23 protein-coding genes are annotated in these 24987 nt (G+C 71.2%); 17 read left to right on the top strand and 6 right to left on the bottom strand.

Annotation, left to right across the window (positions count from 1 at the left end):
- Positions 1-33: 33 nt before the first annotated feature.
- The 6 genes from tsaB to O7635_RS04635 are packed head-to-tail and all read left to right on the top strand — an operon-like array spanning position 34 to position 5961.
- Positions 34-693: a tRNA (adenosine(37)-N6)-threonylcarbamoyltransferase complex dimerization subunit type 1 TsaB gene (gene tsaB, locus O7635_RS04660; protein ID WP_278079176.1), complete on the top strand. Its 660-nt coding sequence runs from the start codon at positions 34-36 to the stop codon at positions 691-693.
- The gene (gene rimI, locus O7635_RS04655; RefSeq protein WP_278079175.1) at positions 690-1130 is read left to right on the top strand and encodes a ribosomal protein S18-alanine N-acetyltransferase; all 441 of its coding nucleotides are present in this window, start codon (positions 690-692) and stop codon (positions 1128-1130) included. Before tsaB ends, rimI begins: the two co-directional genes overlap by 4 nt.
- The gene (tsaD, locus tag O7635_RS04650; RefSeq protein WP_278079174.1) at positions 1123-2166 is read left to right on the top strand and encodes a tRNA (adenosine(37)-N6)-threonylcarbamoyltransferase complex transferase subunit TsaD; all 1044 of its coding nucleotides are present in this window, start codon (positions 1123-1125) and stop codon (positions 2164-2166) included. The genes rimI and tsaD overlap by 8 nt, the downstream gene beginning before the upstream one ends.
- A gap of 11 nt (positions 2167-2177) precedes the next feature.
- Complete coding sequence (locus O7635_RS04645) at positions 2178-2432, top strand: hypothetical protein (RefSeq protein ID WP_278079173.1); 255 nt, start codon at positions 2178-2180, stop codon at positions 2430-2432.
- A gap of 44 nt (positions 2433-2476) precedes the next feature.
- Entirely contained in the window at positions 2477-4174 is a 1698-nt protein-coding gene (locus tag O7635_RS04640) for an ABC transporter ATP-binding protein (RefSeq protein WP_278079172.1), read from the top strand.
- Positions 4171-5961, top strand: coding sequence for an ABC transporter ATP-binding protein (locus tag O7635_RS04635; protein WP_278079171.1), 1791 nt, complete (start codon positions 4171-4173; stop codon positions 5959-5961). The genes O7635_RS04640 and O7635_RS04635 overlap by 4 nt, the downstream gene beginning before the upstream one ends.
- 10 nt (positions 5962-5971) lie before the next feature.
- Here the strand turns inward: O7635_RS04635 and O7635_RS04630 are convergent, their stop codons facing one another.
- A complete protein-coding gene (locus tag O7635_RS04630) occupies positions 5972-6244 on the bottom strand; it encodes a DUF1707 domain-containing protein (RefSeq protein ID WP_278079170.1) in 273 nt (90 codons plus the stop codon).
- A 243-nt stretch (positions 6245-6487) separates the two neighbouring features.
- Here O7635_RS04630 and O7635_RS04625 point away from each other — a divergent pair, with 243 nt between their 5' ends.
- From O7635_RS04625 to O7635_RS04615, 3 genes are all read left to right on the top strand, one after another.
- Positions 6488-7597 carry a substrate-binding domain-containing protein gene (locus O7635_RS04625; protein WP_278079169.1) on the top strand — a complete coding sequence of 370 codons (1110 nt, stop codon included), beginning with the start codon at positions 6488-6490 and terminating at the stop codon, positions 7595-7597.
- Between the two features lie 97 nt (positions 7598-7694).
- Positions 7695-8519 (top strand): ATP-binding cassette domain-containing protein, encoded by an 825-nt coding sequence (locus tag O7635_RS04620; protein WP_278079168.1) that lies wholly within the window; start codon positions 7695-7697, stop codon positions 8517-8519.
- On the top strand, positions 8516-9790 hold the full coding sequence (locus tag O7635_RS04615) for an ABC transporter permease (RefSeq protein ID WP_278079167.1): 1275 nt from the start codon (positions 8516-8518) through the stop codon (positions 9788-9790). The genes O7635_RS04620 and O7635_RS04615 overlap by 4 nt, the downstream gene beginning before the upstream one ends.
- 1455 nt (positions 9791-11245) lie before the next feature.
- Here O7635_RS04615 and ybaK read toward each other — a convergent pair.
- Positions 11246-11698: a Cys-tRNA(Pro) deacylase gene (gene ybaK / locus O7635_RS04610; protein WP_278079166.1), complete on the bottom strand. Its 453-nt coding sequence runs from the start codon at positions 11696-11698 to the stop codon at positions 11246-11248.
- A complete protein-coding gene (locus tag O7635_RS04605; RefSeq protein ID WP_278079165.1) occupies positions 11652-12893 on the bottom strand; it encodes a class I SAM-dependent methyltransferase in 1242 nt (413 codons plus the stop codon). Before O7635_RS04605 ends, ybaK begins: the two co-directional genes overlap by 47 nt.
- 211 nt (positions 12894-13104) lie before the next feature.
- Here O7635_RS04605 and groES point away from each other — a divergent pair, with 211 nt between their 5' ends.
- The 3 genes from groES (at position 13105) to O7635_RS04590 (ending at position 16770) form a co-directional block, all read left to right on the top strand.
- The gene (groES, locus tag O7635_RS04600) at positions 13105-13419 is read left to right on the top strand and encodes a co-chaperone GroES (protein WP_203700089.1); all 315 of its coding nucleotides are present in this window, start codon (positions 13105-13107) and stop codon (positions 13417-13419) included.
- 78 nt (positions 13420-13497) lie between these two features.
- Positions 13498-15141: a chaperonin GroEL gene (groL, locus tag O7635_RS04595; protein WP_278079164.1), complete on the top strand. Its 1644-nt coding sequence runs from the start codon at positions 13498-13500 to the stop codon at positions 15139-15141.
- A gap of 75 nt (positions 15142-15216) precedes the next feature.
- On the top strand, positions 15217-16770 hold the full coding sequence (locus tag O7635_RS04590) for a molybdopterin-dependent oxidoreductase (RefSeq protein WP_278079163.1): 1554 nt from the start codon (positions 15217-15219) through the stop codon (positions 16768-16770).
- 55 nt (positions 16771-16825) lie between these two features.
- On the opposite strand, the gene O7635_RS04585 is transcribed toward O7635_RS04590, so the two are convergent.
- The gene (locus O7635_RS04585; protein WP_278079162.1) at positions 16826-17233 is read right to left on the bottom strand and encodes a WhiB family transcriptional regulator; all 408 of its coding nucleotides are present in this window, start codon (positions 17231-17233) and stop codon (positions 16826-16828) included.
- Positions 17234-17448: 215 nt separating this feature from the next.
- Here O7635_RS04585 and O7635_RS04580 point away from each other — a divergent pair, with 215 nt between their 5' ends.
- On the top strand, positions 17449-18273 hold the full coding sequence (locus O7635_RS04580) for a response regulator transcription factor (protein WP_278079161.1): 825 nt from the start codon (positions 17449-17451) through the stop codon (positions 18271-18273).
- Positions 18274-18493: 220 nt separating this feature from the next.
- Here the strand turns inward: O7635_RS04580 and O7635_RS04575 are convergent, their stop codons facing one another.
- Positions 18494-18919 carry a DUF5319 domain-containing protein gene (locus O7635_RS04575; protein ID WP_278079160.1) on the bottom strand — a complete coding sequence of 142 codons (426 nt, stop codon included), beginning with the start codon at positions 18917-18919 and terminating at the stop codon, positions 18494-18496.
- Positions 18920-19034: 115 nt separating this feature from the next.
- On the opposite strand from O7635_RS04575, the gene guaB reads away from it, so the two are divergent.
- From guaB to O7635_RS04555, 4 genes are read left to right on the top strand one after another with little or no spacing between them, the layout of a single operon-like run.
- Entirely contained in the window at positions 19035-20573 is a 1539-nt protein-coding gene (guaB, locus tag O7635_RS04570; RefSeq protein ID WP_278079159.1) for an IMP dehydrogenase, read from the top strand.
- A gap of 15 nt (positions 20574-20588) precedes the next feature.
- Positions 20589-21707, top strand: coding sequence for a GuaB3 family IMP dehydrogenase-related protein (locus O7635_RS04565; RefSeq protein ID WP_278079158.1), 1119 nt, complete (start codon positions 20589-20591; stop codon positions 21705-21707).
- Between the two features lie 17 nt (positions 21708-21724).
- A complete protein-coding gene (locus O7635_RS04560) occupies positions 21725-22372 on the top strand; it encodes a TMEM175 family protein (protein ID WP_278079157.1) in 648 nt (215 codons plus the stop codon).
- Positions 22373-22398: 26 nt separating this feature from the next.
- Positions 22399-23802, top strand: coding sequence for a M1 family metallopeptidase (locus O7635_RS04555; RefSeq protein ID WP_278085366.1), 1404 nt, complete (start codon positions 22399-22401; stop codon positions 23800-23802).
- Here the strand turns inward: O7635_RS04555 and O7635_RS04550 are convergent.
- A complete protein-coding gene (locus O7635_RS04550) occupies positions 23799-24932 on the bottom strand; it encodes an LCP family protein (protein ID WP_278079156.1) in 1134 nt (377 codons plus the stop codon). The two genes, O7635_RS04555 and O7635_RS04550, sit on opposite strands and share 4 nt — an antisense overlap.
- Between the last annotated feature and the right edge of the window lie 55 nt (positions 24933-24987).

Raw genomic sequence — 24987 nt, 5'->3', positions numbered from 1 at the left:
AGTCACGGCAGCCCGCCGGATAAGGTGCATATCGTGCTCGTTCTCGTCCTCGACACGTCGACGCCCGCGGTGACCGCGGCGGTGGTCGACGTCACCCCGACCGGCCACACGGTGACAGCGGAGCTGCGCACGGTCGACGGGCGCGCGCACGGCGAGCTGATGGCGCCCGAGGTCGACGAGGCCCTGCGCCGCTCCGGCGCCACCGTCCGCGACCTGCGGGCGATCGTCGCGGGCACCGGCCCCGGGCCGTTCACCGGGCTGCGGGTGGGCCTGGTCACCGCGGCCAGCATGGGCCAGGCGCTGGGCATTCCGACCTACGGCGTGTGCTCCCTCGACGCGATCGGCGGTATGCCGGGCCAGGTCACGCTGGTGGCGACCGACGCCCGCCGGCGCGAGGTCTACTGGGCGCTCTACGACCAGGCCGGCGCGCGCGTCGACGGCCCGCACGTCGACCTGCCCGACGTGGCCGCCGAACGGTCCGCCACGGTCGCGGTCGGCGACGGCGCCCTGAAATACGCCGACCGGCTCGGCGTCAAGGTCCTCGACGAGCCGCGCTATCCCACCATCGACGGCTTCGTCGCGCACGCCGCCGACCGGATCCGCGCCGGCGCGCCAAGCGAGCCGCTCACCCCGCTCTATCTCCGCCGCCCGGACGCCGTCGCGGCGGGAGGGCACAAGCCGGTGCTGCGGTGACGGCCAAGCTCACCCGGCTGCGCTGGTGGCACATCGCGCAGCTGCTGCCGATCGAGCAGGACCTGTTCGGCGACGAGAAGTGGTCGGCCGGCATGTTCTGGAACGAGCTGTCCAGCGGCCACTTCTACCTGGTCGCCCTCGACGAGCAGGAGCGGATCCTCGGGTACGGCGGTCTGGCGGTCAACGGCGACGAGGCGTGGATCCAGAACATCGCGGTCCGCCGGGACGCACAGCGACGGGGCATCGGCCGGGTCATGGTCGAGGCGCTGCTCGGCGAGGCCGAGCGGCAACGCGCCCACGCCGTGCTGCTGGAGGTCGCGGTCGACAACGCCCCGGCCCAGAAGCTCTACGCCACCTACGGTTTCGAGCCGATCGGCGTACGCCGTGGGTACTACCAACCGAGCAACACCGATGCGCTGGTGATGAGACGTGACTGACGAACCCCTGGTCCTCGGCATCGAGACCTCCTGCGACGAGACGGGCGTGGGCATCGTGCGCGGCACGACGCTGCTGGCCGACGCGTTGGCGTCCAGTGTGGACCTGCACGCCCGGTTCGGCGGCGTCGTGCCAGAGGTGGCCAGCCGGGCGCACCTCGAGGCGATGGTGCCGACCATGCAGCGCGCGCTCGACGACGCCGGCGTGACCCTGGCCGACATCGACGCGATCGCCGTCACGGCGGGCCCCGGCCTGGCCGGCGCCCTGCTGGTCGGCGTCGCCGCCGCCAAGGGCTACGCGGTCGCGGCCGAGAAGCCCGTCTACGGCGTGAACCACCTCGCCGCCCACGTCGCCGTGGACACGCTCGAACACGGCCCCCTGCCGGAGCCGGCGATCGCGCTGCTGGTCTCCGGCGGCCACTCCTCGCTGCTGCTCGTCGACGACCTGGCCGGCGGCGTGACCCCGCTCGGCTCGACCATCGACGACGCGGCCGGCGAGGCGTTCGACAAGGTGGCCCGGCTGCTGGGCATGCCGTTCCCCGGCGGGCCGCCGATCGACCGCGCGGCCCGCGAGGGCCAGGCCACGATCGCCTTCCCGCGCGGCCTGACCGCGGCCAAGGACCAGGCCGCGCACCGCTTCGACTTCTCGTTCTCCGGGCTGAAGACCGCGGTGGCCCGCTGGGTCGAGGCGCGCGAGCGGGCCGGCGAGCCGGTGCCCGTCAACGACGTGGCAGCGTCCTTCCAGGATGCGGTCTGCGACGTGCTGACCGCCAAGGCCATCGACGCCTGCCGGCAGCACGGCGTGGACACGCTGGTGATCGGCGGCGGCGTCGCGGCCAACTCCCGGCTGCGGGCGATGGCCGAGGAGCGGGCGGCCAAGGTGGGCATCACCGTGCGGGTGCCGCGGCCCAAGCTGTGCACCGACAACGGCGCGATGGTGGCCGCGCTCGGCTCGCACCTCGTCGCGGCCGGCGTACGGCCCAGCCGGTTGGATCTTCCGGCCGACTCCGCGATGCCGTTGACGCTCGTGAGTGTGTAGTGTCCGGCCACGTGATCGTGCGCATGTGGGAGGCGCGGGCCGAGCCCGGGCGCCTGCCCGACCTGGTCGACTGGGTCTGCGACACGGCCCTCCCGCGGATCGAGGTCTACCCGCTGCACATCGCCAGCGAGGTGTTCTCGTCGTCCGACGACCGGTGCGTCGTGATTTCCAGATGGCGCAGCGATCCGCAGGCGCTGGGCGCCCCGCCGCCGCTGCTGGTGGCCAGGCCACCGCACGAGTGGGACTTCACCCAGGTCGACCGATAATCGGTGGCGCCGGTCAAAGTTGATCAATTAACTTCGGCCATGCTATGCGCCCCCTACCCGTCGCCGATCCCGGCGATCCCGATGTCCGGTCGGCCACCCGCTACCTGCTGTGGCTGGCGGCCCGCACCTGGCCGTCGTTGCTGGCCGCGATCGGCTTCGCGACCCTCTGGATGGTCAGCCAGGCGCTGATCCCGGCCACCGTCGGCCGGGCGATCGACGCGGGCCTCGCCGACCGCGACCCCGACGGCCTGCTCCGCTGGGGCGGGGTGCTGCTGGGGCTCGGCCTGGTCACCGGCGCGACCGGCGTCCTGCGCCACCGGATGGCCGGGTTCAACTGGCTCGCCGCCGCCTACCGCACCGTCCAGCTCACCGTGCGGCAGGCCAACCGGGTCGGCGCCACGCTGCCCAAACGGCTGGCCACCGGCGAGGTCGTCAGCATCGGCACGGCCGACATCAACCACATCGGCGGGGCACTCGACATCACCGCCCGCGGCACCGGATCGCTGGTCGCGGTCATCACCGTCGCGGTCATCCTGCTGCGCACCTCGGTGCCGCTCGGGCTGGTCGTCGTGATCGGCGTGCCGGTGATGATGCTGATCGCCGGCAGCCTGATCAAGCCGCTGCAGCGCCGCCAGCAGGTCTACCGCGAACAGGAGGGCAAGCTGACCACCCGGGCCGGCGACCTCGTCGCGGGCCTGCGGGTGCTGCGCGGCGTCGGCGGTGAGTCGACGTTCGCCGGCCGCTACCGCGCCGAGTCGCAGGGCCTGCGATCGGCCGGCGTACGCGTCGCCCGGATCGAGTCCCTCCTCGCCGCCTCCGAGATCCTGCTGCCGGGCATGTTCCTGGTGTTGGTCACCTGGCTCGGCGCCCGCTTCGCCCTGCGCGGCGAGATCAGCGCCGGCGAGCTCGTCGCCCTCTACGGCTACGTCGCCTTCCTGGTCAGCCCGCTGCGCCAGCTGACCGAGGCGATCGACCGGCTGACCAAGGGGCACGTCGCCGCCCGCCGGGTGGTGCGGATGTTCACCATCGAGCCCGAGTTCACTTCGCCGGCGGCGCCGGTCTCGGCCCCGCCCGGGCCGCTCGTCGACGCCGAGTCGGGGCTGACCGTCCAGCCAGGACGGTTCACCGCGATCGCGGCCGGCGACCCGGTGGCGGCGGCCACGATCGCCGACCGGCTCGGCCGGTTCGCCGACGGTGCCGTCACGCTGTCCGGCGTACCGCTGGCCGATCTCGACCTGGCCGACGTGCGAGCCCGGGTGCTGGTGGCCGACAACGACGCGCGGCTGTTCTCCGGTCCGCTGCGCGGCGAGCTCGACCCGCGGGCCAAGGGCGACGCGGCGGTCGCGTCGGCCCTCGACGCCGCGAGCGCCCGCGACGTGCTCGACGCCCTGCCCGACGGGCTCGACACCCTGGTCGCCGAGCGAGGCCGCGAGTTCTCCGGCGGCCAGCAGCAGCGCCTGCGGCTGGCCCGCGCGCTGGTCGCCGACCCCGAGACGCTGGTGCTGGTCGAGCCGACCAGCGCGGTCGACGCGCACACCGAGGCGCGGATCGCCGCCCGCCTCGGCGCCGCCCGCGCCGGGCGCACCACGGTCGTCTGCACCACCAGCCCGCTCGTGCTCGACCGGGCCGACGAGGTCGCCTTCGTCGCGGGCGGCCGGGTGGTCGCCACCGGCACCCACCGCGAGCTCCTGCGCCAACGCCCCGACTACGCCGCCACCGTGACCAGGGAGGAGGACGGATGACAAGACAGCTCCCTGTCGCAGAAGCGTGGGAGGTGCGGCGCTATGCGCGCCGACTGGTCCGCCGCCATCCCCGTCAGCTCGCGCTCGCGATTGGGCTGCACGGGCTGGCCGCGGTCGCGGGCCTCGTCGCCCCGCGGCTGCTGGGCAACCTGGTTGAGGGACTGTCCACCGGCACCACCACCCGAGCCGTCGACGAGGTGGCGATCGCCATCGCCGCGTTCGTGGTGACGCAGGCGGTGCTGACCCGGTTCGCCGCCTTCTGCTCGGCCCGGCTGGGCGAGCGGGTGCTGGCCGAGCTGCGGGAGGAGTTCGTCGACCGGGTCCTCGCCATCCCACTGTCCACCGTGGAGCGGGCCGGCACCGGTGACCTGCTCACCCGTACGTCCCGCGATGTCTCGGCCCTGTCGCACAGCGTGCGGTTCGCCATGCCCGAGACGCTGATCGCCATTGTCACCGCGGCGTTCGTGGTCGGCGCGATCATCCTCACCAGCCCGCTGCTGGCGCTGCCCTGCCTGATCGCGGCGCCGATGCTCTGGTACGGCACCCGCTGGTACCTGCGCCGCGCGCCCGCCGGCTACCTGCGGGAGAACGCCGCCTACTCCGACATCACCGACGGCATCAGCGAAACGGTCGAGGGGTCGCGCACCACCGAGGCGCTGCGTCTGCAGGATCGCCGCCGGGCCCGCACCGACACCGACATCGCCCGGTCCTACGCGGCCGAGCGCTACACGCTGATGCTGCGCACGGTCTGGTTCCCCATCGTCGAGGTCGGCTACGTGGTGCCGGTGGTGGCCACGCTGCTGATCGGCGGCTGGTTCTACCTGGAGGGCTGGGTGACGCTGGGCCAGGTGACCGCGGCGACGCTCTACGTGCAGGCGCTCGTCGACCCGCTCGACCGGCTGCTGTCGTGGCTCGACGAGCTCCAGGTCGGCGGGGCCTCGCTGGCCCGGCTGCTCGGCGTGGCGGGCAAACCGGCCCCGGCTGCCGAGACGGTGCCGGCGCCGCGCGGTGAGCGGTTGGTGGCCAAGGACGTGCGATACGCCTATGTGGAGGGTCGCGACGTCCTGCACGGCATCGACCTGACGATCGAGCCCGGCGAGCGGCTGGCCATGGTCGGCCCGTCCGGCGCCGGCAAGTCGACGCTGGGCCGCCTGCTGGCCGGGATCCACGCGCCCACCGGCGGCTCGATCACCGTCGGCGGGGTTCCGCTGGCGTCGTTGCCGCTCGACGAGCTGCGCTCGCACGTCGCGCTGGTGACGCAGGAGCACCACGTCTTCATCGGTACGGTCCGCGACAACCTGGTGATGGCCCGGCCGGGCGCCACCGACGACGAGGTCCGGACGGCGCTGGCCGCGGTCGACGCGCTCGACTGGGTCGCCGCGCTGCCGTCCGATTTGGACACCGTGGTCGGCACGGGTGGCTACTCGGTGCCGCCGGCCCAGGCCCAGCAGCTGGCCCTGGCCCGGCTGGTGCTGGCCGACCCGCACACGCTGGTGCTCGACGAGGCCACCTCGCTGATCGACCCGCGGGCGGCCCGGCACCTCGAGCGGTCACTCGCCGCGGTTCTCCAGGGGCGCACGGTGATCGCCATCGCGCACCGGCTGTTCTCGGCGCACGACGCCGACCGGGTCGCGGTGGTGGAGGACGGCCGGATCACAGAGCTGGGTTCCCATGCCGAGCTGGTCGCGGCCGGAGGCTCGTACGCCGCGCTCTGGCGCTCCTGGCACGGGGACGACGGCCCTTCCGACCGTATTCGGCGCGAAAGTCCTTATTCGACAGTGGCGTAACCGGTCGTCCTTAACGGGTCACGGCCATGTAGAGCCCAAGTAACAACAAGGTCACAGCTGCGATCGCGAAGAGGACGAGGAGATCCCGGCGCACGGTGCCGGGCTTCTCCGGCAACGAAGGAAGATCGCTGGTCACGATCGCGAGATCACCGAGAGTGCGGGCGCCATAGGCGTTTCCCACACGCTCCGTGAACTCGTCGAGGCTCAGGTGACCGGTCGCGGTGTGCTGCTGTAACAGCTCGACCACGCGCTGTCGATCGTGGTCCGACGCACGAGTATCCAAAGTCAACCTATCCCCTCTCCGCGGCCGAAAGCGTACGCTCTGAGAGCGCTTTCTCGGGTCGCCCGAACGCATCGAAGCCGGTTCCAGTGCCGTGACCGGATCGTTACGGCAGCGTGTCGACCGCGCGAGGTAGGGGCGCAAATGCGCGAGTATTTTGTGTTTCGGATTGCAAGGGTCCGGGAGGTCAACAGTGCCGTTCGCCCCCGAGCGGTCCGCTCAACGGCCATGAAGGAGTCCAAGGTTATGCGTAACCGATTTCTGTCGGTCGCCGTCGCCACTATGGCGGTCGGCGCACTGGCACTTGCGGGTTGTGGGTCGGATGACTCGGGCGGCGGCGACGCCGGTGGCGGCGGTGCCGCCAAGAAGGTCGGCGTGATCCTGCCCGACGCCGCGACCTCGCCGCGCTGGGAGGCCAACGACCGCCCGCTGCTCGCCGACGCGTTCAAGAACGCCGGCATCGAAGCCAACATCCAGAACGCCGACGGCGACAAGGCCAAGTTCGGCACCCTGTGTGACAGCATGATCAACGAGGGCGTCTCCGTCCTGCTGATCGTCAACCTGGACTCCGACTCCGGCAGCGCCTGCCTGAAGAAGGCCCAGGGCGCGGGCATCAAGACGATCGACTACGACCGCCTGACCCTTGGCGGCGAGGCGTCGTACTACGTCTCCTTCGACAACGTCCAGGTCGGCAAGCTGATGGGCGAAGGCCTCACCAAGTGCCTGACCGACGCCGGCAAGACCAAGGCCAACATCGTCCAGATCAACGGCGACCCGACCGACAACAACGCCGCGCTGTTCAAGCAGGGCTACGTCGAGGCGCTGAAGCCGAAGGTGGACGCCGGCGACTACACCATCGTCGGTGACCAGACCGGTAAGTGGGACGCCACCGTCGCGGGCACCGCGTTCGAGCAGCTCTACACCCAGGCCGGTGGCAAGGTCGACGGCGTCATCTCCGCCAACGACACCATGGCCCAGGGCATCATCGCCCGGCTCACCGCCAACGGCCTCAACGGCAAGGTGCCGGTGACCGGTCAGGACGCCAGCAAGGAAGGCCTGCAGGCCATTCTCGCCGGCAACCAGTGCATGACGGTCTACAAGGCCATCAAGAAGGAGGCCGACACCGCCTCCAAGCTCGCGATCGCGCTGATCAACGGCGAGACCCCGGGCAGCGACCTGGTCAACGGCTCGGTCAAGGACACCGTCCTGAACAAGGACGTCCCGTCCGCGCTTGCTGTGCCGCAGGCGATCTACAAGGACTCCGTCAAGGACGTCATCGCCGACGGTTTCTGGAAGGCCAGTGACATCTGCACCGGCCAGTTCGCGGCGGCCTGCACCGAGGCCGGCGTTCAGTAACCAACGCCAGCGGGCCCGGCAGGCATGACCTGCCGGGCCCTCTGGGCGCTTAGGGCCACGGTTACTGCCGGGGCGCGAAACAACTAGTGAGGTGACCATGACGGTGCCGGAGGGCGCTGCGGGGACGGTGACGACGGCGACGGACGACGCCGAGCCGTTGCTGCGGTTGCGCGGGATCAACAAGAGCTTCGGCGCGGTCCACGTCCTGCAGGACGTGGACTTCGATGCATACGCAGGGCAGGTGACCGCGCTCGTCGGCGACAACGGCGCGGGCAAGAGCACCCTGATCAAGGGGATCGCCGGCAGTCAGCCGTTCGATTCCGGGGAGTACGTCTTCGACGGCCGGCCGGTCTCGGTGACGAACCCCAAGCACGCCAACGAGCTTGGCATCGAGGTCGTCTACCAGGACCTGGCGCTCTGCGACAACCTGGACATCGTCGACAACCTGTTCCTCGGCCGTGAGGTCACGAAGAACGGGATCCTCGACGAGGCGACGATGGAGCGGCGGGCCCAGGAAACCCTGGCCGGCCTTTCCGTGCGCACGGTGAAGTCGATCCGTCAGGTGGTCGCCAGCCTCTCCGGTGGCCAGCGGCAGACGGTCGCGATCGCCCGCGCGGTGATCTGGAACTCCAAGCTCGTGGTGCTCGACGAGCCGACCGCCGCCCTCGGCGTCGCGCAGACCGAGCAGGTGCTGCGGCTGGTGCGGCAGCTGGCCGACAACGGCCTCGCGGTCGTGCTGATCAGCCACAACCTCAACGACGTGTTCCAGGTGGCCGACCGGATCTCGGTCCTCTACCTGGGTCGCATGGCGGCACAGATGAAGGCCAAGGACGTGAAGAGCAACCAGGTCGTCGAGGTCATCACGACCGGTCGGTCCGACGCGATCGGCGGCATCACCAACGGAAACGGGGAGTTGAAATGAGCACCCCGACCAAGGTCGAGGCGACCGAGCCCGTCGCCGAGCAGCCGACCGCTCCGGGCAACCCGCTCGGGGCCGCCGTCGCCAACTGGTGGTCGCGGGTCCGTGGCGGTGACGCCGGCTCGCTGCCCGCGGTGCTCGGCATCATCGCGCTGGTCATCGTGTTCGCCGCGCTGCGGCCCAACACGTTCACCAACGCGTTCAACTTCGCCAACCTGATCCACCAGGCGGCGGCCGTCATCGTCATCGCGATGGGCCTCGTCTTCGTGCTGCTGCTCGGCGAGATCGACCTGTCGGCCGGCTACGCGGCCGGCACGGCGGCGGCCATGATGGGCATCGTCGTCACGCGGTGGGGCTGGCCGTGGCCGCTGGGCATCCTGGCCTGCCTCGTCACCGGCGCCGTGATCGGTCTGCTGATCGGTCTGCTGGTGGCCAAGCTGGGCATCCCGTCGTTCGTCGTGACGCTGGCGGCGTTCCTCGCCCTGCAGGGCGTGCTGCTGCGGCTCATCGGCGAGGGCGGCACGATCGCGATCCGCGACGAGACGCTGCGAGCGATCAACAACAACGACATGCCGGTCTGGCTGGGCTGGGTCGTGTTCGCGTTGGTGGTCGGCGGCTACGCGTTCATCGTGCTGCGGCGCGGCGCCAAGCGGCGGGCCAGCGGCCTGACCGCCGAGGCCGTCCAGGTCACCCTGGCCAAGATCGTCGCACTGGCGGTCCTGGTCGGCCTGGCCACCTACTGGCTGAGCATCGAGCGCAGCCGCAACGCCGCGGTCACCTCCATCAAGGGCGTGCCGATCGTGGTGCTGGTCCTGCTCGTCCTGCTGGTCAGCCTGACCTTCCTGCTCACCAAGACGTCGTTCGGCCGGCACGTCTACGCGGTCGGCGGCAACGCCGAAGCGGCCCGCCGCGCCGGCATCAACGTGGGCATGGTCAAACTGGCCTGCTTCATGATCGGCTCGACGTTGGCCGCGGTCGGCGGCATCATGCTCGCCAGCCGCGACAACTCGATCTCCCCGGGCACGGGCGGCGCCTCAACCCTGCTGTACGCCGTGGGCGCGGCCGTCATCGGCGGCACCAGCCTCTTCGGCGGCAAGGGCCGAATCGTCGACGCCATCCTGGGCGGTCTCGTGATCGCGATCATCATCAACGGCATGGGGCTGCTCAACCAGCCGTCCAGCGTCGTCTACATGGTGACCGGCCTGGTCCTTCTGGTTGCCGCTAGCGTCGACGCGATCTCGCGCCGGCGGGCTCGGTCTACCGGTCGGGTTTAGCTGTTCTGTTGAAGGGCCCGGCGGCTTTGCCGCCGGGCCCTTCTTTGGTTGCGGTCCGTATGGGGTGACGGCGGTCTTCGCTTAGGGCAGCCAGAAGGTCCGGACGGTGACAAGGTCGTTCGTCCGGTGGGGCGCTCCACCTTGTCACCGTCCGGACCTTCTGGCCGTCGGGCTACGCCCGCCGACGAGATCCACCCCCCGCCCCCCGCCGGGGGTGGGGCCTGGGGCCCGTCGTGTGTAGCTGGTCGGTTGCGACGGGCCTGGTGCGCGCGCCACGAACAGCCCTGGGCGCCATCCGGCGGCGCGGTCCGTCGGGCGCTGGCGGTTGGGCCGGGCGATCGCGTTGACCGACACGAGCCCTTCCGTTCCGGCGAGACCGTGGGGCGAGGCGCGTGGTTGCTTTCGGTGATGGGCCACCATGGGGCGACAACCGCGCGGTCCGTCGGGCGCTGGCCGTTGGGCGGCCGGCGGTTGGGCCGGGGTGGGTCTCTGGTCTAGGCGATCGCGCCTGCTGCGCGTCGACCGACATGAGCGCTTGCGTTGCGGCGAGACCGTGGGGCGAGGCGCGTGTTGTCCCCGGTGATGGCCGATAGGAGGCGACAACCGCGCGGCGCCGGTCGCCCGCTGGCGGATGACCAACTCGCGGGATCACCCGGACGTGCTGGTGGCGGTCGGCGGATGCCTGGTCGGAGCCAGGGCCCGCTGGATCACCCGGCTGCGGGTGGCAGTGGGCTGATGCTGGGTCGGAGTGCGAGTGGTGAGGCCTCGGCCACCTCGATCATGTACAGCTCATCGGGTCGTTAGCGCACTGTGCTCGTGAGCATGTGCAGCTCATCTGGGCGCGCGTCGGCGTGTCGCCCAGTCGCGACCCACACGATCAAGGAGAAACGCCCTCAGAAGCCAGACCAGGCGCACGTGATCATGGCCGGTCGGCACGAGGACCGAATCGGCGAGATCTCGCCCAAGGGCATCGGCTCCTCCGGCGCTCAATCTATGCCGCCGATCGGCGGCTGGTGGTGGCTCGTGTTGGTGGCGGGGGTTTGGCGCGCGATGGTCTGGCCGCGATCGGCGGCTGGCGGTTGCTCGTGTTGGTGGCGGCGGGTCTGGCGCGATGAGCTGGCCGAGGTTGGCGGCTGGCGGTTGCTTGTGTCGGTGTCGGCGGGTCTGGCGGGATGACCTGGCCGCCGTCGGGGGCTGGCGGTTGCCCGTGTCGCTGACCCCGCAACCGGCGCGACAACCCGGCCTCGAAAAACAAACCTCATGCCCACCCCCACCCCCCCGGGGGGCGGCGGGGGGTGGAGCTCCTCGTCGGGCGTAGCCAGACAGATCAGGGTCTCCGGATGGGGACAAGGTGGAGCGCCCAACCGGACGAACGACCTTGTCCCCATCCGGAGACCCTGATGCTCTAGAGCGAAGCCCGACGAGGAGCTCCACCCATACGGACCGCAACCAAAGCTAAGCGGCAGCGATAGCCGCCACCGCGGCCCCAGTGAGATGCACGAGATCCCCAGGCGAGAGCTCGAGCTGCAACCCCCGCTTGCCAGCCGACACGAAGATCGTCGCGTGCCCCATCGCCGACTCGTCCAGCACGACCGGCAGCCGCGACCGCTGCCCCAGCGGCGAGATCCCACCGGTGACATAGCCAGTCGCCCGTTCGGCGGCGGCGGGCTCCGCCATCGAAGCCCGCTTCCCACCCAGCGCCGCCGCGAGTGCCTTCAGGTCAAGCGACCTCGCCACCGGGACCACCCCGACGCCGAGTTGGCCGTCGACCGTGGCGATCAGGGTTTTAAAGACCCGCGGCGGGTCGATGCCGAGGGCGGCCGCCACCGCCTCCCCATAGGACGGCGTCCTGGGGTCGACGTCATAGGGGTGTGTCGTGAACGGAACCTTCTCGCGGGTCAGCACCACCGTCGCCGGGGTTCCTTGGGCTCGCTTGGCCACCTTCGAAGGTTATCGGTGTCGCCAGCACCGCCACCTGGGCACCCGCCACCCGGGTCAGGAGCAGCGACGTCGACGCCCGGCCCGACAGGCGCAGGTCGCGGCGGAGCTGGGCCGGGTCGAGGGCCGAGCCGCGTTTCAAGATCTCGACCGTGCCGATCTCGCGGGCGCGCAGCCACGCGCGCAGCCGTTTCAGGGAGAACGGCAGCACCTCGGTCACCTGGAAGCAGCGCGCGAAACTGGTCGGCACGGCGGTGTCCGTCCAGACGTACGCGATGGTCGGGTCGCCCAGCCGGCCCGCGACCGTCGACGCGAACTCGGCGACCAGGCCCGCCCTGACCACCGCGCCGTCGGGGTCGTACAAGAAGCGACCGACGGGTCCGACCTGGGCCGCGACCGTCCCCGAACCCGTCAGCTCCCGGGCGACCCCGCCGCGCACCACCGAAGCCCGCCTCGGCACCGAGGCCAGCGCGCCGCACCACAGCGTCGCCTCGACCACCTCGCGGTCGACGCTGACCAGCTCCGTCTCCGCACCCGCTGGCGCCCGGTCGTGGTCGAAGCCCGGCGCCACCTTGACCGCCAGCCGGGGCACCCGGGCGGCCAGAGCCTCGACGAAGTCCCACGGCGGCGAGTACGCGGCCGGGTCGAACACCCGCCGGCCGCCCGTCGACCGCCGTGCCGGGTCGCAGAACACCGCGTCGAAGCCGCTGACGTCGAAGGCGGTGGCATCGCCGTGGACGACCGAGAAGAGGCCGGCCCCGTTCGCGGCCGCCGCCGCGGCGGTGGTCTCGTCGATCTCGACGCCGACGACCTCGATCCCGGCCCGGGCGGCGGCCAGCGCGTCGGCGCCGATCCCGCAGCCCAGGTCGGCCAGCGACCGCACGCCGGCGGCGACCAGGCGCGCGGCCCGGCGCTCCGCCACCACCGCCCGGGTTGCCTGCTCCAGCCCGGCCCTGGTGAAGAACAGGCCGGCCGCCGCCGGGCCGAACTTCGTGACCGCCTGGCGGCGTAGCGTGGCCTGGGTGAGTGCGGCGGAGGCCAGATCGGGCGGCACGCCCCGGGACCGCAGCTTGGCGGCCGCGGCCAGCGGGTCGCCGCCAGCCAGGTCGGCCGCCGCGGCCAGGGCGGCTTCGCCATCGGGGGTACGCAGGGCAGCGATGCTCACGTACCCGATTCTCGCGGGTGTGGCGGGTTGGCACTCTCCTTGACGGAGTGCTAGTCGCGGAATAACCTGCGATTAGCACTCTCGGTCTGAGGGTGCCAACAACGCCAGGCAGGCCCGGCACCCGCGACGACGGACCCGCCCTGGTGGCATGAGGCAAATTGGCGCCGGCCGGATCCCTCGGCCGGCTACGAACCTGATACCCCAGGAGGGTATGCCCGTGACTACCGCGACCAAGGTTGCGATCAAGCCGCTCGAGGACCGGATTCTCGTCCAGGCCAACGAGGCTGAGACGACCACGGCGTCGGGCATCGTGATCCCCGACACCGCCAAGGAGAAGCCGCAAGAGGGCACCGTCATCGCCGTCGGCCCGGGTCGGGTCGACGACAACGGCAACCGCGTTCCGGTTGACGTCAAGGTCGGCGACACGGTGATCTACTCGAAGTACGGCGGCACCGAGGTCAAGTACGCCGGCGAGGAGTACCTGGTGCTCTCCGCCCGCGACGTCCTCGCGGTCATCGAGAAGTAACTGATCACAAGCTGAAGTGCGTGGCGCCCCGGACCGGTTCTGCCCGGGCCGGGGCGCCGTGCGTTCGAAGGGACATACATGGCGAAGATCCTGAGCTTCTCGGACGACGCCCGGCACCTGCTCGAGCACGGCGTCAACACCCTCGCGGACACGGTCAAGGTCACCCTCGGCCCGCGCGGGCGCAACGTCGTCCTCGACAAGAAGTTCGGCGCTCCGACGATCACCAACGACGGCGTGACCATCGCCAAGGAGATCGAGCTCACCAACCCCTACGAGAACCTGGGCGCCCAGCTCGTCAAGGAGGTGGCGACCAAGACCAACGACATTGCTGGTGACGGCACCACCACCGCGACGGTCCTGGCCCAGGCCATGGTCAAGGAAGGGCTGCGCAACGTGGCCGCCGGTGCCAACCCGAGCGACCTCAAGCGCGGCATCGACGCGGCCGCCAAGGCCGTCTCGGAGGCCCTGCTCGGCAAGGCCGCCGACGTCGACACCAAGGGCTCCATCGCCAACGTCGCCACCATCTCGGCCCAGGACGCCACCATCGGCGAGCTGATCTCCGAGGCGATGGAGAAGGTCGGCCGCGACGGTGTCATCACCGTCGAGGAAGGCTCGACGCTGGCCACCGAGCTTGAGATCACCGAGGGCCTGCAGTTCGACAAGGGCTACATCTCTCCGCACTTCGTCACCGACCCGGAGTCGCAGGAGGCGGTGCTCGACGAGCCGTACATCCTGATCACGACCCAGAAGATCTCCGCGGTGGAGGAGCTGCTGCCGCTGCTGGAGAAGGTCGTCCAGGCCGGCAAGCCGCTGCTGCTGGTGGCCGAGGACGTCGAGGGCCAGGCGCTCGCGACGCTCGCGGTCAACGCGGTGCGCAAGACCCTGAAGATCGCCGCCGTCAAGGCGCCGGGCTTCGGTGACCGGCGCAAGGCGATGCTGCAGGACATGGCGATCCTGACCGGTGGCGAGGTGATCGCCCCCGAGCTCGGCTACAAGCTCGACCAGGTCGGCCTCGACCAGCTCGGCTCGGCCCGCCGCGTCGTCATCGACAAGGACAACACCACGGTCGTCGACGGCAAGGGCAACGACACCGAGGTCGCCGAGCGGGTCTCCCAGATCCGCAAGGAGATCGAGGCGTCGGACTCCGACTGGGACAAGGAGAAGCTGGCCGAGCGGCTCGCCAAGCTGTCCGGCGGCATCGCGGTGATCAAGGCCGGCGGCGCCACCGAGGTGGAGCTCAAGGAGCGCAAGCACCGCATCGAGGACGCCATCGCGGCGACCAAGGCCGCGGTCGAGGAGGGCACCGTCCCGGGTGGCGGCGCCGCCCTGGCGCAGATCACCTCGGTCCTCGACGGCGACCTGGGCCTCACCGGCGACCAGAAGACCGGCGTGTCGATCGTCCGCAAGGCGCTCAACGAGCCGCTGCGCTGGATCGCCGAGAACGCCGGCCACGACGGCTACGTCATCGTGGAGAAGGTCCGCGAGCAGGGCTGGGGCAACGGCCTCAACGCCGCGACCGGTGAGTTCGTCGACCTGGCCAAGGCCGGCATCATCGACCCGGTCAAGGTGACCCGCAACGCGGTGCTCAACGCCGCGTCGATCGCCGGCCTGCTGCTCACCACCGAGAGCCTGGTGGTCGAGAAGCCGGAGAAGGCGGAGCCCGCCGAGGGCGGTCACGGCCACGGTCACGGCCACGGCCACCAGCACGGCCCGGGCTTCTGACGAAACGGTTACGGTCCGCGCGACCGGGGGCGACCCCGGTCGCGCGGATCTTTTTGTAGGGCCACACTTGCGGGCGTGACACGCAAGTCGTGGAAGTTCGGCGCGCTGGCCGGTGTGGCGGCCGCCGCCGTCGCGCTCGGCCTGGCCGAGGTGGTCGCCGTGCTGACCGGGTCGCGCAGCGCCCCGCTGGTCGCCGTCGGCGGCGTCGTGGTCGACCACGTGCCCGAGCCGCTCAAGCAGTTCGCGATCACCCTGTTCGGCGTGCACGACAAGACCGCCCTGCTGGTCGGTACGGCCGTGCTGCTGGGCCTGTTCGCCGCGGTGATCGGCGCGCTGTCCGTGCGGTGGCTCGCCGTCGGCTTCGCCGGCATCGGGTTGTTCGCCGCGGTCGGGGTCGCCGCCGCGCTGACCCGCCCGGACGCGGGACCGGCGGCCGCCCTGCCGGCGCTGTTCGGCGCGGCCGCCGCCGGCGCCACGCTCTGGCTGCTGGTGGTCGGGCCGCTGGCGCCGGCCGAGGTGACCGAGATCGTGGCGCCGTCCGTCCAGGAGGAAGAGGAGGCGGTCGCCGGGCGGCGCCGGTTCCTGCGCGGCGGGCTGCTGTTCATCGCCGGCGCGGCCGCGCTCGGGTTCGCCGGCCGGTGGCTGTCGACCCGGCGCAGCGTGACCGCAGCCCGCGCCGAGGTCCGCCTGCCGGCCCCGGCCACCCCGGCCCCCGAGGTGCCGGCCGGCGCCGACCTGCGGCTGGCCGGGCTGTCGTCCTACGTGACGCCCAACGACGCCTTCTACCGGATCGACACCGCGCTGGTCGTGCCCCAGGTCGACCCCCAGGAGTGGACGTTGCGGATCCACGGGCGGGTGCGCAACGAGATCCGGCTGAGCTTCGCCGACCTGCTGGCGCGGCCGATGATCGAGCGCTACGTGACGCTGGCCTGCGTCTCCAACGAGGTCGGCGGCGACCTGATCGGCAACGCGCGCTGGCTCGGCGTACCCCTGAAAGGTCTGTTGGACGAGGCGCAGCCGCTCGACGGGGCCGACCAGGTGGTAGGACGCTCAGCGGACGGGTGGACCTGTGGCACGCCGACGGAAGTGCTGCGCGACGGGCGGGACGCGATGCTCGCCGTCGGCATGAACGGCGCGCCGCTGCCCGTCGAACACGGCTTCCCGGTACGCGTGGTCGTGCCCGGCCTGTACGGCTATGTCTCAGCGTGCAAATGGGTGGTCGAGCTCGAGCTGACGAGCTTCGCGGACTACGACGCCTACTGGGTGCCGCGGGGCTGGTCGGCGCAGGGCCCGATCAAGACGCAGTCCAGGATCGACACTCCGCGCGGCCGCAACGACCTCGCCGCCGGCCCGGTCACCGTCGCGGGCGTGGCCTGGGCCCAGCACCGTGGCATCGCCCGGGTCGAGGTGCAGGTCGACAACGGACCGTGGAACGAGGCCCGGCTGGCCGGCGCCGTCTCCGACGACACCTGGGTGCAGTGGGTGTGGAACTGGGAGGCCACCGCCGGGGAGCACACGCTGCGGGTGCGGGCGACCGACAAGACGGGAGCGACGCAGACCTCGCAGCCGGCCGACGTGCTCCCCGACGGGGCCACCGGCTACCACGAGGTCACGGTCACCGTGGCATAAAAAACCGGTCCGGGTCCCTGACGGGGGTCCCGGACCGGAAGAATGAAAGGGGGGTTCAGCTGGCGCGGCGCTGGGCCGGCGCGGGGGTCGGCCGGACAGCCGGCACCGTTGACTTGTGCGGGCGACCGAGGCGCGCCTCGAGCCGCTCGACGTCGACCGTGGTCTGCCGGCGGTCGGCCAGGTCTTCCCAGCCCACAGCCAGCAGGCGAAGCCGTTCGGACTCGGAGAACCCGCCCCAGACTCCGTAGGGTTCGCGCACCGAGAGGGCGTGCGCGGCACATTGGGCGCGCACCGGGCAGGTGACGCACACCGACTTCGCTTTCATCTCCCGTCGGTTGCGGGACGAGCCGCGCTCACCGTCGGGATGGAAGAACTGGGCACTGTCACGGCCCCGGCAGGCGCCTAGCCGCTGCCAATCCCAACGCTCGTCGATGGGCCCGGGCAGCCTGCGTACGTTGGACATCGGCACCCCTCCTTTCCCGCGCGCCTCCGCGCCGTACTGGACTAGGGCTGTCACTACCCCCGGGGATGTCACCTCACACGTGCCTGATCGATTCGTTGCGCGCACCTACCGCATCGGCGTGGCGAACTGTCCGGAACTTTCCTGTTCTTTCCACTGAAACGCCGTAATGATCTCAGCGCGTCGTGGTCCTCTTCTATGAGGAGAGGAGGACCACCGTGCGTACTGTCCTCGTTTGCGTTCGGACATCGCAGGCCGCGCAGAACGTCAATGCGGCGGCGGCCCGGCTCGGAGTAGCCGGCGCCGTCAGAACTGCGGTATCCGAGCCCGAGGTATTGCTCCGTCTGGCCGAGCGCCCAGCAGATGTGGTGCTCGCGGACACAGCCGTCACCAGACCGGACACCGTCGGATTCACCCAGCGGGTGCTGGGGCGGGCGCCCGGCGCGACGATCGTGCTCTTCGGGTCGGAAGACCCGCGGATCGCGGCCGCCGCCGTCAACGCCGGCGCCCGGGCCCTGATCCAGGGCGGCGACCAGGACCTGGTCAGCGTCGTGGCCAAGGCCGTGCTGCTGCTCTGCGTCGCGGGCCGGGTGCCGGCCGCGGTCGGCGGGCTCGCCGGCGCGGGCGCCAGCCGCAACGCCGGGCCCATGCGGATGCAGGCCGGCGTGGGTGCCGGACACCCACAGATCGGCCTGGCCGAGTCCACGTCCGCCGTCGTGCCCGTGCAGCGCGGCGACGCGGGGCCCGGCATGGACGTCCGCGACAACGCCGAGGAGGGTCGCTACTTCGGCCCGCAGTCGGACCCGGTCAACCGCTACGGCGGGCGCGAGGAGCCGGTCGCCCGGCGCGCCGCGCTCACCGAACGGGAGCTCCAGGTGCTCCGGGGCATGGCCGACGGCAAGAGCAATGCCGAGATCGGGCGTGAGCTGTTCGTGTCGGAGGACACGGTCAAGACCCACGCCCGGCGACTGTTTCGCAAGTTGGGCGCGCGCGACCGAGCGCACGCCGTGGCCGCGGGCTTCCGGTCGGGCCTCGTGGCCTGATCCCGCGCGCGGACCGGCCGCACCCCTCTCCTTGGCCGGTCCGTAGGGGTGTCTCGTGGATCAGGCCGGCACCCCGCCGGGCCCAGACGACGACCGACCGCACGCGGAGGTGGGCCGGATACAACACCGGTATCCGCCCCACCTCCGCGCACGCCCGGACGCCGTCTGGACCTCGCCGGGGCACCACCCTGATCCACGAGACACCCCTAGCGGGTGACGATCATGATCCCGAGCTGCCCGGCCGTCCGGGCGGCTCGGGATCGTCGGCCTCGTCGGCCAGGGTGTCGTGCACACCGTCGGCGTAGCCCTTGGCGTATTCCCAGGTCACGTAGTGGTCGGGGTCGGGGTCGTAGGCCGGCTCGTGCACCCGCGGCCGGCCTGAGGTCAGCAGGTGGCGCAGGTTGCCGCGGAGCAGGTCCCAGTCGAAGTAGTGCGGCTCGTGGCAGTCTTCACACTCGATGACCAGCCCGCGGATCCCGACCGGCCCGAGCAGGGCCTGGTAAACCTCGAGGTCGGCCAGGTCTTCGAGCACGTCCTGCCGCTCGACCTCGGTCAACGGGTCGAGGCTCGGGTCGTCGTCGCCCGCGTCGTCGGAGAGCCCCGCGGTGGGGTCGTCCTTGAACGGATCGATGGGCTCGTCGTTCACCCTTCCCACCGTAGTCGTTTTCCGGCCCAGCGCGCCTGCCCGCAGGAGGGCGCGCCGGCCGGTCCGCACGCCTGCGCGGGTAGGATGACCTATCGCGCCGCTGAGGGGACAAACCATGGACAACTCGCCCGTCAACGACCTGCCGGTCGGCACCTTCGGAGACCCGGGAGCCGGCTCCGCGGCCGCCGTGCCGCTCGGCCTGACCTTCGACGACGTGCTGCTGCAACCCGGCGAGAGCGACGTGGTGCCGAGCCAGGTGTCCACCGGCACATTGCTCACCCGCAACGTGCGTCTCGGCATCCCGCTGATGTCCAGCGCGATGGACACGGTCACCGAGGCCCGCATGGCGATCGCGATGGCCCGCAACGGCGGCATCGGCGTGCTGCACCGCAACCTGTCGATGGAAGACCAGGCGCTCCAGGTCGACCTCGTCAAGCGGTCCGAGGCGGGCATGATCACCAATCCGGTGACCTGCAGCCCCGACGACACCATCCGCGACGTCGACGCCCTCTGCGGGCGCTACCGCATCTCGGGCGTCCCGGTGGTCGACAACGCGGGCGCGCTGGTGGGCATAGTGACCAACCGCGACATGCGCTTCGTCACCAACGGCAACACCCCGGTGCACGAGGTGATGACCCGGATGCCGCTGGTCACGGCCGGCGTCGGGGTGACCAAGGACGAGGCCCTGGGGCTGCTGCGCCAGCACAAGGTCGAGAAGCTGCCGCTGGTCGACGAGAGCGGCCGGCTGCGCGGTCTGATCACGGTCAAGGACTTCACCAAGAGCGAGCAGTACCCCAACGCCACCAAGGACGACGCCGGCCGCCTCCGGGTCGCCGCGGCGATCGGCGTGGGCGACGAGGCCTACAAGCGCGCCCGGCTGCTCATCGACGCCGGTGTCGACGTGCTGATGGTCGACAGCTCGCACGGCCACAGCCGCAACGTGCTGGAGATGGTCGCCCGGCTCAAGCGCGAGACCCAGGTCGAGGTCGTGGGCGGCAACGTGGCGACCTACGCGGGCGCCAAGGCCCACGTCGAGGCCGGCGCCGACGCGGTCAAGGTCGGCATCGGCCCGGGCGCGATCTGCACCACCCGGGTGGTGGCCGGCGTGGGCGTGCCGCAGATCACCGCGATCATGGAGGCCACCCGGGCCGCCGGCCCCGCCGGTGTGCCGGTGATCGCCGACGGCGGCATCCAGTTCTCCGGCGACATCGCCAAGGCGATCGTGGCCGGCGCCCACTCGGTCATGCTGGGCAGCCTGCTGGCGGGCTGTGAGGAGAGCCCGGGCGAGCTGATCTTCGTCAACGGCAAGCAGTTCAAGACCTACCGGGGGATGGGGTCGCTGGGCGCGATGCAGTCCCGCGGCCAGGGCCGGTCCTACTCCAAGGACCGCTACTTCCAGGACGACGTGCTCAGCGAGGACAAGCTCGTGCCCGAGGGCGTCGAGGGCCAGGTGCCCTACCGCGGCCCGCTGTCCCGGGTGGCCCACCAGCTCATCGGCGGCCTGCGCGCGGCCATGGGCTACGTCGGCGCCCCCGACATCGAGCAGATGCACCGGCGCGGCCAGCTCATCCGGATCACCGCGGCCGGCCTCAAGGAGAGCCACCCGCACGACATCCAGATGACCGTCGAGGCCCCCAACTACCACAGCCGCTAACAACTAGGAGCCCCCGTGCGTGACGTGGTCGAGATCGGCTTGGGGAAGACCGCGCAGCGCGGCTATCACCTGGACGACATCGCGATCGTGCCCAGCCGTCGCACCCGCGACGTCGACGACGTGTCGACGGCGTGGCAGCTCGACGCGTACCCCTTCAAGATCCCCTGCGTGGGGCACCCGAGCGACGCCACGATGAGCCCGGCCTCGGCCGTGGCCCTGGGCCAGCTCGGCGGTCTCGGCGTGCTCAACGTCGAAGGCCTGTGGACCCGCTACGAGGACCCGCGCAAGATCCTCGACGAGCTGGCCGGGCTCGACGAGGACTCGCCGGCCACCCGCCGCCTCCAGGAGGTCTACGCCGAGCCGATCCGCCCCGAGCTGATCGGCGAGCGGGTCCGCGAGATCCGCGAGGGCGGCGTCACGGTCGCGGTCCGGGTCTCGCCGCAGCACACGCTGGCGCTGGCCCCGGTGATCCTCGACGCGGGCGTCGACATCCTGGTCATCCAGGGCACGCTGGTCTCGGCCGAGCACGTGTCGACCACCGACGAGCCGCTCAACCTCAAGGAGTTCATCGCCGACCTCGACCTGCCGGTCATCGTCGGCGGCTGCACCGACTACAAGACCGCGCTGCACCTGATGCGCACCGGCGCGGCCGGCGTGATCGTCGGGGTGGGCGCCGACGAGTGGTCGACCACCGACACCGTGCTGGGCATCCGGGTGCCGATGGCCACCGCGATCGCCGACGCGGCCGCGGCCCGCCGCGACTACCTCGACGAGACCGGCGGCCGCTACGTGCACCTGATCGCCGACGGCGACGTGCAGACCTCCGGCGACATCGCCAAGGCCCTGGGCTGCGGCGCCGACGCGGTGATGCTGGGCGAGCCGCTCACCCAGGCCAGCGAGGCCCCGGCCAACGGCGCCTGGTGGCACTCCGTGTCGAGCCACCCGAAGCTGCCCCGCGGCGCCTTCGGCGTGGCCGGACCGCCCCTGGGCAGCCTCGAGCAGCTGCTGTTCGGCCCGGCCGACGACCCCGACGGGCAGCTCAACCTGTTCGGTGGCCTCAAGCGCGCGATGGCCAAGTGCGGCTACCGCGACCTCAAGGAGTTCCAGAAGGTCGGCCTGGTCATCGACCGGTAGCCGCCATACTGGGGCTTATGTCCGATCCAGCGGGCACCCCGGCCTCGGAACGCGAACGGCGCGGTCGAACCCTCGACCGCGCCGTCAGCTTCAGTGACGCCGTCATGTCGATCGCGCTGACCCTGCTCGTGCTGCCGCTGGTGGACATCGCCACCGACGACCCGGAGGAGCCGATCCTCCACCAGCTCGACCGGTTCGCGCCGCAGGCGTTCGGGTTCGTGGTCTCGTTCCTCGTGATCGCGCAATTCTGGGGCGCGCACCGCCGGCTGTGGGCCTACCTGGTGGACCTCGACGAGCGCCTGCTCACGATCAACACGCTCTGGCTGCTGCTGATCGTCTTCCTGCCGTACCCGACCGCCCGGCTGTTCTCCACGGAGGCCAACGACGCGGGCGCGGCCATCTTCTACCTGCTCGTGCTCTTCGGCATCGGCGCGCTGATGCTGTGCCAGGCGTGGTACATCGCCATGCACCCGGAACTGCGCGACCCCGACGACCCCCGCTCGCTGCGCGACCAGATCCTGCCGACCGTCGGCACCACCGCCGTGTTCGCGCTCGCGATCCTGCTGACGCTGGTCAACCGCAACGCCGGGCTGCTTTCGCTCCTCTTGCTGTTCGTGGTGCAACGCTTCTCCGCGCAGAGGCCGCGTCCTGAGACGCGGTCGTGACCCCGGAAGAATAGGCTCTGGTGATGATGATCAGGCGAGCTGCCATCGCCGTCCTGGCGACCCTGACCATCGGCGGCGCGGCCGCCTGCACCGACTCCGGCCAGGCCGGGGAGGACTTCTCCCCGGGAGCGGCGGGCATCGGCGACCCCTACTTCCCGACCTACGGCAACGGTGGCTACGACGTCACCAACTACGCCCTGAAGCTGCGCTACGACCCGGCCAGCGATCGGCTCGAGGGCACGACGACGATCACCGCGACCGCCACCCAGAACCTGTCGCGGTTCAACCTGGACTTCCGCGGCCCCGAGGTTTCCGCCGTGACCGTCGACGGTGCCGCCGCCGAGCAGAAGCGCGAGACCGACGAGCTGGTCGTCACGCCGGGCAGCGGGTTGCGCAAGGACGCCACGTTCACGACGGTGGTGACCTACGCCGGGGTGCCGCAGCCGATCACCAGCCCCGAGCTGGGCACGGGCGGCTGGCTGGCCACTCCGACCGGCGCGATCGCCCTCGGGCAGCCGGAGTCGGCGAGCAGCTGGTACCCGGTCAACGACCACCCGCGCGACAAGGCCACCTTCGCGGTGGAGATGACCGTGCCGGACGGGATCGCCGCGCTGAGCAACGGCGTGCCCGGCGAGAAGTCCACGCAGGGCGGCTGGACCACCTGGCGGTGGACCGAGAACGAGCCGCTGGCCAGCTACCTGACCACGATGGTGATCGGCGACTACCGGGTCACCACGGGCACCCACGCGGGCAAGCCGCTGGTCAACGCCGTCGCCAACACGATCGCCAAGGACTCCGACGCGGACCGGGCGATGGCCCGCACCGGCGAGGTCGCCGACTTCCTGGCCACCCAGTTCGGGCCCTACCCCTTCGACGCGTACGGCGGCATCGTGGTCGACGACGACCGGATCCGCTATGCGCTGGAGACCCAGTCGCGGCCGGTCTACAGCGACTCGTTCTTCTCGACCTCGAGCAGTGAGTGGGTGGTCGCGCACGAGCTGGCCCACCAGTGGTTCGGCGACAGCGTGTCGATCGGCGCCTGGAAGGACATCTGGCTCAACGAGGGCTTCGCGACCTACGCGGAGTGGCTGTGGGCCGAGCACGACACCGGCACGCCGGTGCAGACCTCCTTCGACCGGGCGTACGCCAGCGTCAACTGGACCGACCCGAGTTACGACCCGGGCACGGCGGGGCTGTTCGGCAACTCCGTCTACGTCCGCGGCGGCGTCGCCGTGCACGCGCTGCGCCTCGAGGTCGGCGACGACACGTTCTTCCGGATCCTCAAGGAGTGGACGGCCCAGAAGCGCAACGCCAGCGTGACCACCGACGAGTTCATCGCCCTGGCTGAGCGGATCTCCGGCAAGCCGCTGCGCGAGTTCCTGATGACCTGGCTGACCTCGAAAACCGCCCCGCCGAAGCCCGCCGGCTAGCGCTTGACCACCAGCTTCGGGTTGGCCTTGAGATAGGCGTCGGCCTTGCCGGCCCGGAGCTGACTGATGAACCCGCGGCCGACCGAGGTCAGCTGTTCGCCGCGGTAGCCGCTGCCCCGACCGACGCTCGCGCCGGGCAGTGCGACCAGCGTCAGGTTCGCCGGGCCCAGCTTCGACAGGGCGAAGCCGTACTCGATCGGGGTGCGTTCGCCGGCGATCACGTCGACCGAGTTGCCCAGCGCCTTGAACAGCCGCTCGATCCCGGCCGCGTCGGTCGGCAGGCCGGTCGACATGGCCTTGGCCAGGATCGCCTTGATGAGCTGCTGCTGGTGGCGCTGCCGGGTGTAGTCGCCGCCGGCCGTGTAGCGCTGCCGCGCGTAGTCGATCGCCTGCCAGCCGGCGAAGTGCCGGTTGCCCGGGTTGTAGGTCGCCTGGGGGCCGACGTAGCCACCCCCGCGCAGCGTCCGCGGCTTGCCGTTGGGCTGGCGGTGCTGCGACACCACCTTCTGGTCCACGTACATGTCGACGCCGCCGAGCTCGTCGACCAGCTTCGAGAAGCCGCCGAAGTTGAGGATCGCGCCGGCCTGGAACGTCTTGATCCCGGTGTAGCGGCTGACCGTCTGGCGCAGCAGCTCGAAACCCTGGGTCGCCGACGGCTCGCCCTTGCCGCGCCGGCTGCCGTAGCTCATCGCGTGGGTCAGCTTGGTCCGCCCGCCGCTGTAGCCCGACTTCGGAAACCGCGGGATGTCGACGACCAGGTCGCGGGGCAGCGAGAACAGGTAGCCGCGGTCGAGGTTCTCGGTCACGTGCAGGATCAGCACCGCGTCGGCGTGTGGCTCCCAGCCGGGCACGGAGACCCGGGTGTCGACCCCGACCAGCAGGATGTCGAGCGGTCCCTTGATGTCCGCTCCGGGTTGGACGGTCGGCGTGGGGCTCGGCGTCGGCGCGCTCTCGGCCGGCGGGTTCGACGTCCCTGGCGCGGCCGCCGGGGGAGCCGGGTCGCCGCCGCGGGTCACCGCGAACACCACGCCGCCGATGAGCAGCACCGCGACGACCGCCGCCGCGACCACCAGCAGGGCCCTGCGTCCGCCGAACCGTTGACCGATCGCGCCGTTCCCCGCCTCTGTCACGCCGAAATGATGACGGAAGTTCGCGATGGCGCAATAGTTACCGGTCGGTAATGAT

The sequence above is a fragment of the Asanoa sp. WMMD1127 genome (assembly GCF_029626225.1).
Lineage (GTDB): Bacteria > Actinomycetota > Actinomycetes > Mycobacteriales > Micromonosporaceae > Asanoa.
Note: the sequence above shows the minus strand (reverse complement) of the source record. Positions and strands in the feature narration are given on the sequence as shown.

Bases quoted from the DNA above. Each gene is read 5' to 3' on its own strand.
- O7635_RS04640 (WP_278079172.1), top strand. From the start codon at position 2,477: ATGCGCCCCCTACCCGTCGCCGATCCCGGCGATCCCGATGTCCGGTCG.
- O7635_RS04635 (WP_278079171.1), top strand. From the start codon at position 4,171: ATGACAAGACAGCTCCCTGTCGCAGAAGCGTGGGAGGTGCGGCGCTAT.
- O7635_RS04625 (WP_278079169.1), top strand. From the start codon at position 6,488: ATGCGTAACCGATTTCTGTCGGTCGCCGTCGCCACTATGGCGGTCGGC.
- O7635_RS04620 (WP_278079168.1), top strand. From the start codon at position 7,695: ATGACGGTGCCGGAGGGCGCTGCGGGGACGGTGACGACGGCGACGGAC.
- O7635_RS04615 (WP_278079167.1), top strand. From the start codon at position 8,516: ATGAGCACCCCGACCAAGGTCGAGGCGACCGAGCCCGTCGCCGAGCAG.
- groES (WP_203700089.1), top strand. From the start codon at position 13,105: ATGCCCGTGACTACCGCGACCAAGGTTGCGATCAAGCCGCTCGAGGAC.
- groL (WP_278079164.1), top strand. From the start codon at position 13,498: ATGGCGAAGATCCTGAGCTTCTCGGACGACGCCCGGCACCTGCTCGAG.
- O7635_RS04585 (WP_278079162.1), bottom strand. From the start codon at position 17,233: ATGTCCAACGTACGCAGGCTGCCCGGGCCCATCGACGAGCGTTGGGAT.
- guaB (WP_278079159.1), top strand. From the start codon at position 19,035: ATGGACAACTCGCCCGTCAACGACCTGCCGGTCGGCACCTTCGGAGAC.
- O7635_RS04560 (WP_278079157.1), top strand. From the start codon at position 21,725: ATGTCCGATCCAGCGGGCACCCCGGCCTCGGAACGCGAACGGCGCGGT.
- O7635_RS04555 (WP_278085366.1), top strand. From the start codon at position 22,399: ATGATCAGGCGAGCTGCCATCGCCGTCCTGGCGACCCTGACCATCGGC.